This is a genomic window from Imperialibacter roseus, from assembly GCF_032999765.1.
Taxonomy (GTDB): Bacteria; Bacteroidota; Bacteroidia; order Cytophagales; family Cyclobacteriaceae; genus Imperialibacter; species Imperialibacter roseus.
In genome coordinates, this window is record NZ_CP136051.1 from 285,681 (window position 1) to 297,826 (window position 12,146).

Genomic DNA, 12,146 nt, shown 5'->3' on the forward strand with positions numbered 1-12,146 from the left:
TTGTAAGCTGAATTTGAAGAAATTCTGAATTTCAAAATGTGGCTGAAAACGTGTGTAGACCATCTTTAAAATCATATCGGATTTTCCAGTTGTATCGCTGACAAATTTCCCTCACTATGGAAAGCCCCAGGCCACTGCTTGGGTTGTCTGGAGAGGCATTTCCAAACCTTTGGAAAAGCCGCTCTTCTTTTAACGGCTTACTGCCGGAATTCGAGATCGTTAATACACGACCGGTGAGATCAATGGCGACTGCCCCCCCAGACACATTGTGCCGAATAGCGTTGACCAGCAGGTTGGTGAGCATTATTTCCACCAGGTACTTGTTCCCGGTCACCATTGTTTGATGATCAATTTTCAGCACGGTGCTGATATCCCTGGCTTCGGCCTGGTCAGCTAGCAGGCTGGTGGTTTCATCGATCAACGCTCCCAAATCTATAGGGAAGCTTTCGTCAAATTGCTGATTTTCGAGTTTGGCAAGCAGTAGCAGGTTCTTGTTGATCCTTGATACCCGGGAAAGCGGCAAATTGAGTGAGGAAATCTTTTCGTATTGCGCCTCAGAAAGGGTGTCGTCTTGCAGCATCATGTCGAGTTTTGACTTCAGTAGGGCCAGGGGTGTTTGAAGTTCATGGGAGGCGTTTTCGGAAAACTGCTTTTGGCGGAGATAGACTGACGCATTGTTTTGAATCAATTGCTTCAGCACTGTTTGCAATTCTTCAAACTCTTCAATGTCCGTCTTGTCAAATACAACCTCAGATTGTTTATTCAAGTCGAAGTCTTTCAACTTGTCAAGTGTTTTTTTAAATGGGAGCCACACCTGTCCAGAGATTCTTCTATTGAGCAAAATGAAACCAAGTACAAGGAAGCCAAAGAACAGGAAAGTGATCAAAGCGATGGCAAACAATGTTTCGTCAACTTCCTCCACATTGGTTTCTATCGTGAGCTTGTATGGCCTTCCATAGATGTTGAGATAAGTTTGTAAGCCTCTGAATCGGTCGATTTCGCCATCGTCGGAGTAAATATTGAGCTTGGAGGCCGTGTAGATACTGTCTTCTCTCACGTCATTTGGCAGGGCGGGAGCAATGGTTGTGCCTGGCTGCACATTGTTCCAAACGTTGAGGGTTTGCGCAAGGGTTTGCTCGTCGATATCAATATCGTTCAACCCCTGCTCCATTCTTGTTCTGATGATTTCGTTGTGCTCGTCCAACTCATTGAGCCAGATATAGTCGACCACCAGGTAATAGGCAGGAATGCTGCACGCCAGAATGAACAGGGCGTACAGGGTGAATGTTTTGAGGGGTTTGTCTAAAAGCTTGCTCATCCTTCCCATTTGTAGCCTGTGCCGTACACCGTTTTGAGGTGGTTGTCGCAATGCACCTCATTGAGCTTCTTTTTCAGGTTTTTGATGTGGGCGTAGACAAAATCATGACTGTCGAGCATGTCGGCCAGGTCGCCGGAAAGATGTTCTGCCAAAGCACTTTTGGAGATCACCCTGTTTTTATTGCCTACAAAAAAGAGCAAAAGGTCGAACTCCTTCTTTGTTAGGTTAATTACCTGATTGGCAACTTTCACTGTTTTGCCAAGAAGGTCAATCTCCAACTCATTCTGCCTCACTATATTGCTGTTTCCAAACTGCTTTCTCCGAATGATGGAGTACACTCTGGCAGAAAGTTCTGATAGGTGGAAGGGCTTGGCCAGGTAGTCGTCGGCGCCGATTTGCAGGCCTTTTACTTTATCATCAATAGCGTTTTTGGCTGAGATAATGATCACACCTTCCTGTTTGTTCTGTTTTTTCAGCGACTCCAGTATCTCCAGGCCGCTTCCTCCCGGCAGCATTAAGTCCAGCAGGATGCAGTCGTAGCTAAAGCTTTCTATTTTGTCTATTGCCTGGCCGAAGGTGGCAGCATGCTCACACAGGTAGCTTTCCCCCGACAGGTAGTCAGCGATGTTTTGTGCCAGTTCTTGCTCGTCTTCAATGATTAGGATTTTCATTGCCGTAAAGTAACCAACGAATTCTGAATAAATCTTGAAGGCGTGCTTTCGCCATGCCCCCAAAGTTTTCCCCATACTGATACTCAATTCAAAATTTCTACAGAATCGTGCTGTTACTTTGAACCTAAGCTGTTGGCATGCTAAAGTTTGTGACTTAGTTCTCAAACTCGAATGAGTAGTAATTGGCGAAATCCAATGCCGTATGTTAACACAGATATTGAACATAACCATCTAGCGTCGCAAAACTGTGTGGATATCGGGACTGCGAACAGGTTTTTGTAAGCGCCGTATGGCCTGAATTTCAGGAGCAGCCGCCCTGAAAAAATAAAATTGATTTAGCCACCCAACCTTTGGGCGAAAAAATGATCTTTTAAAAAACAACCTCGAATTGGCCAGAGAAGTATTTCTAAAAAAACTCGTAAAAGACTGCTCAAAAGGTAGCTCTGATGCCAGAAGGGAGTTATATGAGTTATATGCTTCACGGTTCATGGGGCTTTGCTATCGCTACGCAAAGTCGGTCGATGATGCTGAAGATATTTTTCAAGATGGCTTTATCAAGGTTTTTGAAAACCTTCATACACTGAAAAACCCGGATGCCCTGGAAGCCTGGATGAAAAGAATATTTGTGAATGAGGCTCTGAAATTTATCGGAAGGAATAATACGTTTATGATGGTAGATTATTCGTATGCTGAAATGCGTCCGATTGAAGATTTTGGTGTCATCGACAAGTTGGCCATTGAAGACATGACCGCCATCATTCGGCGGCTTCCGGACAAAATGAGGATTGCCTTTAATATGTATGCAATTGAGGGCTATTCACATGCTGAAATCGCCGAATCGCTCAACATTTCTGTGGGAACCTCGAAGTCTAACTTGCATGATGCCAGGGTTTACATTCAGAAGGAGATTGCAAAATTAAATATCATAAAGTGCGCAACTGCTCATGAGTAAAGATTTAAATCATATCGAAAGCGAGCTTGACGCAAAACTAAAGGAGAAGTATGCTAATTACTCTGTTCAGCCTGATGAAGCGTTGTGGAACAACGTTAATAGCAGGGTAGCTGAAAAGAAGCTACTTCTCAGCCAAACAAAAATTAAGTGGTTGCGGGCTGCTTCTATCGTCTTCGCACTTGGGTTTCTGGGCTTGTTGGCCAATCAGGTTGTGCAGTACTACGGCTACCAGCGCAATGAAATTGGGGACAAAACGCTTTCGTCTCCGCAATACCCTAGCCAATCTCCTACAGATTCAGGAGGTAGCCCTGTAGAAACCGACAGCGCTGTCACCGAAATTTTCGACCAGAGCGCTTCAAAGCTGAAAGTCGATAGCGTTAGGATGACACCCAATTTTCAAGAAACTGATAACACGAAGGCTGAAAATGACGCTGGAGTGAACACTTCCGAAATGGAGCCGTTGGCTTCTGCCGAAGTGGAGGAGCAGCAAGAGGAGCAAGGCAATCTCGAAGGTGGCAACAGGCATGGGCCTGTCTCATCAGCCCCGGCTCGTCCAGAAGCTGTGGGTCATCTCCCAGCCATATTTGATAGGGCGTCGGTTCGGTCAGAAGAAAGTATGACTGGAGGTGGCCCGATAACTGTTTTGGAGAGTGTGGAAGGAAGCCAGGAAATACAAATAGCGGGTAGCGAGGTTCCTGTAGAGCAACTGAAAACCATGGAAGGAAAATGGTTTGCTGAGGGCTTTGCCAGCCCCTCTGTTTCATACAGAACTGTAGCCGCAAACCCCGAATTTGTCAAAGTTGCCCTATACGACAAGTCCTATTTCAACTCCAGGGAAAAGGCACAATTAAACTGGGCCTACGGACTGAACGGGGGCTACAGACTCTCGGAGAAAATAAAGGTAAAAACGGGGCTGAACCTGAGCAGCTACTCAATAAAGTTTAAAACTGGAGGGAAGTTTTTCGAGAAAAAGAGTGCGTCGGAATATACGCTGTATACGTCCTTTGGAGAGGCTCTGATATCTTTGACGGGGGTAGACGATGTTCCCGTGGAGACGGTCATTAAATCCAATATTGCTCTTCACTATGTGTCTGTGCCATTGGCGATTGAGTACCAGTTATTGAAACATACTGCGATTTCCTTCGGAGTGAATTTTGAATCTTTGCGGTCTCAGGAGCTGAATTGGGAAAGCAATGACCAAAATGTTGACAGCGATGAACGTGTGACTCAAATATCTGGGGTAAATAAGAGGAGTATAAGTCTGTCCTTCGGCGTAGTGCATGAGCAAACCCTTTTTAACAACACCTCTGTATTAGTGAATCCCATCTTTTTAAGCCATATAAAGTCGCCGAGCAGCTCCGGGCCCTACCATGCATACCCCAATTCATTGGGGATTCGCATCGGCGTGAGGAGGTATTTTTAAAATTGTGAAAGTAATATCGGAGCGACCCAACCTTTTCTCAGTTTGCTGATCTTTAATACATAGGGCTTTTCCTCGAACTAAAAACAAAGAAAAATGAAAACAAGGTATTTTAGTATGGCCATCGTGTTCAGTATGTTTCTTTTAGCAGGATGTACTTCGGACGGGCCTGCACCCACAAAATCAGCATCATTAGGTATAAAGTTTTCTTCTTCTGCCTTGGTAGCAGCAGGTGCCAATAGCGGAAGAATGTCGGCGACGGATTTTCTGTTAACCGGCTTTTCAGTCAGCGTGGCGGATGTGGTGATTGAAGAAAATTCCGGCAATGATGGAGAGAGCGACGGAAACAACAATGATGGCAGGAAAGCAAAGAAAGAGGATAAGAACGAGGGTGCTGAAGCTGAGGATATAGTCCTTCCTGGCCCCTTCCTTCTCGACCTTGCCAGCGGTTCTGCTTCTATCGAGCAGGTGGCGGTTTATCCCGGTACTTTCAAGAAAATCGATTTTACTTTCTCTCCCTCATCAAGCGCCGATTTTGGTGGAAGCTCAATTGTCATAGCTGGCGATTACACAATGGCGGATGGCAGCGTGGTTTCAGTTCTTCTACAATCTGATTTCGACCAGCAAATTCAGTTACCTCTGGCCAATGGCGGCGTGACTGTCGCCAATAATTCATCTGTGGATTTATCCGTCACTTTGGACGCCAATGGCTTGCTTTCGACGGTAGATTTGGCAAGCGCAATGATAGTAGGTGGAACGATTACCATCAACAAAGCCAACAATGCCGACCTGCTGGCACAATTCGAAACAGTGCTTAGTCAATACATTGATGTAGAAGACTAGGAACTAATTGGTTAAGCGATCCTGGAAGGGCATGCATCTTTTGTGTGTCCTTTTTTTAGCCACCAAGTGACTTGGTTTGCCAGGGTATAAAGTCAGAGCCGAGTTGAATTTCAATTGCGCAACAAGTGCTCCTGGTAAATCTCCCGAATAACGGCTACATTCTTGAATGTTTTTTTGAGGTGTTATCGGGCAAAAATTCAGAATTCCTACAAAATCGCTTTTCAACTTTGAGCCAAAGCTTGTAAACCAATAAATTGAAACGTTATGAGAAATCTGAAAAATTTGCCTGTCCTGATTCTTTCGTTGCTAATGGTGGCTTGTTCTCCTTCCAACAAAAAGACGCCTACAACAGTCAAAACGGCCTTTGAAAAAAGGTTTTCGAAAGCAACCGATGTGGAATGGAGCATGGAGAATGAAACCGAATGGGAAGCCGAGTTCGAACTCGGTGGAAAAGAATATTCGGCTAACTTTAGTGTGGAAGGAGTGTGGATGGAGACAGAACATGAAATAGAAGAGGCCGAGGTGCCTGTTAGAGTTAAAAATACTCTTGATTCCGCTTTTGCCGGGTACATGATAGAAGCGATAGAAATGACAGAAAGTCCTACCGGAGCGGCATATGAATTTTTGTTGGAGAAAGGTTTGTCCGACATAGAGGTAGTGATTTCTTCGGTTGGGAAAGTTGTGAAAACTGAGGTCATTAAGGAAGATGGCATGGATGATGATGGACAATAAGCGAACAGCCGTCGAACATTGGCAGGTTGCGAATTGTGCTATTATTACTGAAGCGGAGGATAAACTCGTGTCAAGTTGCTGCCTCCTTTTGTAAAAAGTATTGAAAAAAAACAATTATGAAATGGAAAATCTGAATAAGGTAGCAGGGATTACCCTGCTTTTTTGGATCATGAAAATTTTGGCAACGACACTTGGAGAGACCCTTGGCGACCTTTTGTCGATGACACTCAATATTGGGTACCTCATTAGTTTGTTAGTGACATTGGCTTTGTTTCTGATTGTGCTCATCATTCAACTGAAAGCTGATCGCTACCATGCCGTTCGGTACTGGCTCGTGATCGTGGGCACTACTACTGCAGGCACTGAAATATCCGATTTTATGGACAGGACTCTGGGGCTGGGCTATGCCCTGGGTTCTTCCATTTTATTTGCTTCCCTGGTGCTTGTTTTGTTTGCATGGCATCGTGGTGAAGAGAAGATAGAAGTATACCCGATTGTGAGTCGAAAAGTCGAGATCTACTTCTGGGCAGCTGTATTGTTTTCCAATAGTCTGGGTACAGCTTTCGGTGATTTCCTGAGTGATAATTTGGGCCTTAGCTACCTGAATGGTGCACTGGTGACAGCGGCCATTATTGTTGTGGTAGTAATGCTGCATTATTTCACCAGGCTCAACGAAGTGATACTCTTCTGGATTGCCTTCATTTTTACCAGGCCTTTCGGTGCCACCTTCGGGGATTTGTTAACCAAGCCGCTTGCCAAAGGCGGGCTTGACCTGGGTACTATTCCAGCCACTGTTATTACCACCGTTTTGCTTGGCTTGCTGATGGCTTACTCGGTATGGAACGACAGTAAGAATAACGTTCGAAAGATGTATCCAGAATAGTTTTTGAAAACTGATTAGCTACTTTACCCCTGCTAAAAGAGGGTAGCTAAGGTCAAACCACACAGTTTTTATAAAATACTGAAAATCAGTTTTTTACTAATCTTTAGGAAGCTCAAAAATGGCTTTCATGCCCTTCCTATGTCTCTAAACCAAATAGATAATGCTGTGTTAGTCTTTAACGAATCGTCTAAACACATTGAAAATCAATAAAAATGCACGCAGGAAGAGAAGTATTTAAAACCATGCTGACGATAATGTTGTTTCTCATTGCAACAAGTCAGCTTGCAGCGCAAAAGGTGACCTTAAGTGGCTTCATAAAAGATGAAGACACGAAAGAAGCGCTGATAGGCGCTACTATTTATGAGACCGGTCTACAAAGAGGATCCACCACTAATGAGTATGGCTTCTTTTCGCTTACTTTGAGCTCGTCCGACACCCTCAACCTGATCATTTCTTACACAGGCTACACGCCTCAGGCCAGAAAGGTGTTTTCGAAACAAAACATCAGACTCGATGTTTTGTTGTCCAGTTCTAACCTACTTGACGAAATTGAAATTACCGCCACCCGAAATGATGACAATGTTAATAGGGCTCAGGTGGGCGTCATCAATGTACCAATGCGAGAGATCAAAAACCTCCCGGTGTTGGCTGGCGAAAGAGATATTTTAAAAATCATACAGTTTTTGCCTGGAGTGCAGCAGGCCCAGGAGGGAACAACAGGCTTTTTTGTGAGAGGAGGAAATACGGATCAAAATCTTGTGCAACTCGATGAGGCAACCGTGTATAATCCGAATCACCTCTTCGGCCTTGTCAGCACGTTCAATATCAACTCAATCAACGATGTGAGGCTCATAAAAGGTGGATTCCCTGCTCAATATGGCGGTAGGCTCAGCTCAATATTAGACATCACAATGAAGGATGGCAACAAGGAGAAAACCCAGGTTGAGGGTGGGGTAGGCTTGCTTTCTACTAACCTGACGGTGCAGGGACCGATTGTAAAGAAGAAAGCCTCTTTTATTGTGTCAGGACGAAGAAGCTACCTGGATTTGCTTCAAAGGGCGTTTGTACCCAAAAGCACCACTTTGTATTCGTTCTACGATTTTAATGCCAAGCTCAACTTTGATTTAGGGAAAAACGATAAGCTGTTTATCAGCACATTTAAAGGAAAAGACAATGGAGCTTACACCGGTGCCAACAGTTTGAACTATGGGATAGGTTTTGGGAACGCTACCGGCACCGTGCGGTGGAATCACTTGTTCGGAAGCCGACTATTCTCCAATACATCATTTGTCCTCAATAGCTACGACCTTGGTTTGAACACCACGCAAGGCAATTACTATTCTCTACTCTTTACAGGTATTCGTGATGTCAATTTGAAAAGTGACTTCACCTGGATTGCCAACCCAAAAAATATTGTCACGTTTGGGGCATCCTATTTTTATCACACCTTACTAGCTGCCTCCGTCTCTTCAAAAATACCAAAGAAAGGGAAAAGCAGGCTGGTGATCGACAAAAAACTGGTGCCAAAGAAGTATGCCAACGAGTCGGCTATATATGCCAACCATGAATGGGAGGTGACCAAAAATTTTGGACTCAATTACGGCGTCCGAATCCCATACTATGTTTCTTATAAGAAAACCTATGTCTTGGCAGAGCCCAGAATTACAGCAAAGTTCAATCTCAGCAGTACTACGTCAATAAAAGGTTCTTATACTGTTATGAACCAATTTCTGCACGCAGTGCCCTACAGCACAGCAAGCTTGCCGACGGACATTTGGATACTTTCCAGTGGCATGGTTAAGCCTCAAAACAGCCAGCAGTACACACTTGGGATTTTTAAGAATTTGCAGAACAATCTGTTTGAGCTAAGCGTTGAGGGTTACTACAAAAAAATGAAAAATCAGGTACTGTTTAAGCAGGGAACACAAATCGTGCTTGAAACAGTTATTCAGGATCAACTTACGTTTGGCAATGGCAATTCTTACGGTGTCGAGTTCTTCGCTAAGAAAAGTACTGGCCGGTACACAGGTTGGCTGAGCTACACACTGTCGAAAACCACCCAATCGTTTGCTGAACTAAACTTTGGCAACCCATTTCCTTTTACGTACGACAGACGGCACAACCTTTCCGTTGTGAGTACTTACGACATTAGCAAAAGATGGTCGGTGTCGGCTGATTTCGTTTTCAGAACCGGCAGCGCTTACACTTTACCCTCCGGAAGAATTCCTGTCGGCCAGGATGGAACACTGTACGACGGCTTTTATAATGACTATGCCACCAAAAACAATGCCCGGCTGGGTGCTTATCACAGGCTTGATGTTAGCTTTTCTTACAAAAAGGAAAAATTGCTCTTCAACCATAAATATGAAAGCGAACTAGTGTTCGGGGTCTACAATCTCTACAGTAGGCAGAACCCCTATTTCGTTTACCTGACAGTCGATCCAGTTTCAAAGCAGCCGCAGGCTTTTCAGGCCTCTTTGCTTCCCATTATCCCAAGTATTGGTTACAATTTTAAATTTTGATCCAATGAAAATCTTAAAAGATAATTTGCTAAGATATTTGTTTGCAGTATCCATTGCCACGATAGCTTTTAGCTGCCAAAAAGAAATTATGATTCCACAGCCTGATTATACAGGCAAAGTAAGCATTGAGGGGATAATGGAACCTGATTCGCTGCCGCTGGTGTACCTTTTCAGAACTGTTCCGTATCTCACAGGAAGCACAAACCCGTCCGATCTGGTAATAAGAGATGCCATTGTAAAAATAAGTAGTGTTGACGGAACTGATGTATTACACCTGGACAGTGTTTATAGCAAGCTGGATTGCCGTTACAACTTTTATTATAAAGGAAATGTGAAGACCAAAACCAATGTTACTTATAAACTGGAAGTTGTGGATGGGGAGAAGATTTATGAAGCCACTACAAGTACCACGTTAAGTAAAGTAACTATCGATAGCGTGACCTACACATCAGTTTTCCAGGATTTGTATGGTGAACACGAAGGTGTCATTACTTATTTCAATGATATACCCGGCGAAGATAATTTTTACCGCTACGAAATGTATCGGGCGGTGGACTCGACTGTTAAGAGAGGTGAAAAGAAACTGTATGGTTCATGCCTTGCTGGCGACACGATCATGTTTACAGAGTTGGGTAGATCAGTTTACAATGACTTGAACCTTGCAGGGCAGCAAATTAGTATCGTGGCTGAGCCTGCACTTTCTCACAACTACGATTCACTAAGAGGATACGTGGTGGGGTATGTAAGAATTCAGTCCATTGATAAAGCAACCTACAACTTTTATGACCAGACTGACCGGCAAAAGCTTGGTGTGTATAATCCATTTGTGGAGCCTCTCTTTTTAAAAGAGGGACAATTTGGCAAAGACGCCTTTGGTTTTTTTGGGAGCATGGTCAGGAGCGATTCAGTTTATTTTGTGTACCCAGAATAGATCGGAGTTCTTTGCTCATGCCTAGTTAGTTAAATGTTGGTTTGGAGTGAGGTAACTGGTACTCACTCCACCTTTATCTTTTGATATTATACCATAGGTTACCTCCGATGGCAAGCGTCCACAGCAGCATTTCCCTAGATTTATTACCGCTAGTATCCCCTTTATGACCGGGCCAACACCACCTCGTTCCCCAACCTCAAACTATCGTATCATGAAAAAATGTGTGACCTTCACCAAATCCTTTAAATTTAAAGTTTCTTCATTTGCCACCGGATAGATTACTTCCCGGACAGTATGGTCTGGGTAGTTGAGAGAGTTTTCGGCTATTCTTAGCAGAATGCCATATTTACCACTGACTTTTTTGAAATCATTCACAAACTCTTTTACGACCTTGTTTTCGGCATTGCTGCTAATTTTGTGAATAACTTGGACTAGCAGCTCAACTAAGTTGTCGGTTATTTCTTGAGTCCTTATTGAGAAAAAAATTGAAAGAAGAGTGTATCTGATTTTTTCTGGATGAAACCTCCATTCGCCAACAAGCTCCGAAGCCACTCTCAGCTTGTATCGTTTTGGCACTCCAGGGTGAGTCGAAGAGAAAAGACCCTGCGGAATGTTAAGATCTCGTAAGACTTTCAATTTTTCAATTTTCCGAAAGACACTTTTAAGACCTATTCGCTCGGGATCGCTTCTAAGGGTACTTAAGGTTATTGCGCTATCGTCTAGCTCATTATCAGAAAGTGTTTATCAGGAAATCTATTCCTTCTTTTGTATCTGTTGAAAGCTTTTGATCAACATCGTTGAAAAATTCCATCTCGCCATTGCTTGCCACAGAATCAACGAACCTGGTCATTCTGTCAGTAGATGGTGGCTCTACTTTTAGTTCTCTAAATTTTCTGTACGCTTCAGATGTTGCCTTTTCCTTGTTAAACCATTGGGCATTCTCTTCCATCCACTGGCTGACCTGGTCAAGGGAATCTACCGAAATCTCGTCAAACCCAAAGTGTTTTCTTAACATAGAACAATAACTATCAGCCGACGACTAATTTTCCTCGTACCATCATCTAGTGCCAAAATAGTAACGATGTTTAAATGATATCACTTTTGTTGTTAGCTTGAGCATCAGTCGATGACCTGCGAGATATCCTACAACTCTTGGGTAAAGGAAATCGGTAGAGTAAATCTATTGTGGAATAAGCTGCCGGTGGGCGCAGCGGGTGCATTGTTTACGGCCGTGGCCGCAGCAAGTAGTTAATTGACATTTTCTAGTGGCTGGTTGCATCCTGAACTTTTGACTCCAAATAGATAGGAAGGCATCGCTTAAAAGATTTCCTTGCTCGTTGCGGCAGTAGTGTCAACCGTGCTTAATCTTTTGTCTTTGCATCCACCAACCCTGAGTAAGGTTTAATTCTATTATACCTTTCCAGCTGTTGCATTCCTTCAACCAGATCAAACCTGTTTTGCGCATTCAACCAAAAGTCAGCCGACATATTAAAATACTTCGCTAGTCGTAAACAGGTATCAGCACTAAACCGTCGTTTTCCCTTTATCAATTGACTAATCCTGATCTGATCAACCCCTATAGACTTAGCCAGTTTGTAGGTAGTGATATTCAGTGGCTGTAAGAAGTCCTGCTCCAGTATTTCTCCAGGGTGTACGTTAATGAGTTCTTCCATTTTTATGGTTCCAATTGAAAATGGTGCCAATGTAGCACACCGCCAATTAATCCGCAGTCAAATTTAGCACTCTTAGTTAGGATGTCATAGTTAGGAGTCGAAAAGGGCTATTTGAAACCGTTCAAAAGGCCTTTTATAGGCCTAGTCAAAATGTTATAGTTAGGCTCATTGGGTGCAGCAGGAAGTCTGTTGCTCCTACAC

General features: G+C 43.6%; 12 protein-coding genes. 7 read left to right on the plus strand and 5 right to left on the minus strand.

Annotated elements, in window-relative coordinates:
- Nucleotides 1-31 precede the first annotated feature (31 nt).
- Both RT717_RS01135 and RT717_RS01140 read right to left on the minus strand, forming a co-directional pair.
- Nucleotides 32-1,318, minus strand: a complete 1,287-nt coding sequence (locus RT717_RS01135) for a sensor histidine kinase (RefSeq protein WP_317489910.1) — start codon at nt 1,316-1,318, stop codon at nt 32-34.
- Nucleotides 1,315-1,989, minus strand: coding sequence for a response regulator transcription factor (locus RT717_RS01140; protein WP_317489911.1), 675 nt, complete (start codon nt 1,987-1,989; stop codon nt 1,315-1,317). The genes RT717_RS01135 and RT717_RS01140 overlap by 4 nt, the downstream gene beginning before the upstream one ends.
- 388 nt (nt 1,990-2,377) lie before the next feature.
- On the opposite strand from RT717_RS01140, the gene RT717_RS01145 reads away from it, so the two are divergent.
- The 7 genes from RT717_RS01145 (at nt 2,378) to RT717_RS01175 (ending at nt 10,272) form a co-directional block, all read left to right on the plus strand.
- Entirely contained in the window at nt 2,378-2,941 is a 564-nt protein-coding gene (locus RT717_RS01145) for an RNA polymerase sigma factor (RefSeq protein WP_317489912.1), read from the plus strand.
- Nucleotides 2,934-4,364, plus strand: a complete 1,431-nt coding sequence (locus RT717_RS01150) for a hypothetical protein (RefSeq protein WP_317489913.1) — start codon at nt 2,934-2,936, stop codon at nt 4,362-4,364. Before RT717_RS01145 ends, RT717_RS01150 begins: the two co-directional genes overlap by 8 nt.
- 93 nt (nt 4,365-4,457) lie before the next feature.
- Nucleotides 4,458-5,204: a hypothetical protein gene (locus tag RT717_RS01155; protein WP_317489914.1), complete on the plus strand. Its 747-nt coding sequence runs from the start codon at nt 4,458-4,460 to the stop codon at nt 5,202-5,204.
- A 264-nt stretch (nt 5,205-5,468) separates the two neighbouring features.
- A complete protein-coding gene (locus tag RT717_RS01160) occupies nt 5,469-5,936 on the plus strand; it encodes a PepSY-like domain-containing protein (RefSeq protein ID WP_317489915.1) in 468 nt (155 codons plus the stop codon).
- A gap of 121 nt (nt 5,937-6,057) precedes the next feature.
- Entirely contained in the window at nt 6,058-6,819 is a 762-nt protein-coding gene (locus RT717_RS01165; protein ID WP_317489916.1) for a COG4705 family protein, read from the plus strand.
- 212 nt (nt 6,820-7,031) lie between these two features.
- Nucleotides 7,032-9,341, plus strand: a complete 2,310-nt coding sequence (locus RT717_RS01170) for a TonB-dependent receptor (protein ID WP_317489917.1) — start codon at nt 7,032-7,034, stop codon at nt 9,339-9,341.
- Between the two features lie 4 nt (nt 9,342-9,345).
- A complete protein-coding gene (locus RT717_RS01175; protein ID WP_317489918.1) occupies nt 9,346-10,272 on the plus strand; it encodes a DUF4249 domain-containing protein in 927 nt (308 codons plus the stop codon).
- A gap of 201 nt (nt 10,273-10,473) precedes the next feature.
- On the opposite strand, the gene RT717_RS01180 is transcribed toward RT717_RS01175, so the two are convergent.
- The 3 genes from RT717_RS01180 to RT717_RS01190 all read right to left on the minus strand — a co-directional run bounded on the left by RT717_RS01180 (nt 10,474) and on the right by RT717_RS01190 (nt 11,945).
- Nucleotides 10,474-10,824, minus strand: a complete 351-nt coding sequence (locus tag RT717_RS01180) for a hypothetical protein (protein ID WP_317489919.1) — start codon at nt 10,822-10,824, stop codon at nt 10,474-10,476.
- A gap of 178 nt (nt 10,825-11,002) precedes the next feature.
- A complete protein-coding gene (locus RT717_RS01185; protein WP_317489920.1) occupies nt 11,003-11,287 on the minus strand; it encodes a hypothetical protein in 285 nt (94 codons plus the stop codon).
- A gap of 346 nt (nt 11,288-11,633) precedes the next feature.
- On the minus strand, nt 11,634-11,945 hold the full coding sequence (locus RT717_RS01190) for a HigA family addiction module antitoxin (protein WP_317489921.1): 312 nt from the start codon (nt 11,943-11,945) through the stop codon (nt 11,634-11,636).
- Nucleotides 11,946-12,146 lie beyond the last annotated feature (201 nt).

Bases quoted from the DNA above. Each gene is read 5' to 3' on its own strand.
- RT717_RS01135 (WP_317489910.1), bottom strand. From the start codon at position 1,318: ATGAGCAAGCTTTTAGACAAACCCCTCAAAACATTCACCCTGTACGCC.
- RT717_RS01140 (WP_317489911.1), bottom strand. From the start codon at position 1,989: ATGAAAATCCTAATCATTGAAGACGAGCAAGAACTGGCACAAAACATC.
- RT717_RS01150 (WP_317489913.1), top strand. From the start codon at position 2,934: ATGAGTAAAGATTTAAATCATATCGAAAGCGAGCTTGACGCAAAACTA.
- RT717_RS01155 (WP_317489914.1), top strand. From the start codon at position 4,458: ATGAAAACAAGGTATTTTAGTATGGCCATCGTGTTCAGTATGTTTCTT.
- RT717_RS01160 (WP_317489915.1), top strand. From the start codon at position 5,469: ATGAGAAATCTGAAAAATTTGCCTGTCCTGATTCTTTCGTTGCTAATG.
- RT717_RS01165 (WP_317489916.1), top strand. From the start codon at position 6,058: ATGGAAAATCTGAATAAGGTAGCAGGGATTACCCTGCTTTTTTGGATC.
- RT717_RS01170 (WP_317489917.1), top strand. From the start codon at position 7,032: ATGCACGCAGGAAGAGAAGTATTTAAAACCATGCTGACGATAATGTTG.
- RT717_RS01175 (WP_317489918.1), top strand. From the start codon at position 9,346: ATGAAAATCTTAAAAGATAATTTGCTAAGATATTTGTTTGCAGTATCC.
- RT717_RS01185 (WP_317489920.1), bottom strand. From the start codon at position 11,287: ATGTTAAGAAAACACTTTGGGTTTGACGAGATTTCGGTAGATTCCCTT.
- RT717_RS01190 (WP_317489921.1), bottom strand. From the start codon at position 11,945: ATGGAAGAACTCATTAACGTACACCCTGGAGAAATACTGGAGCAGGAC.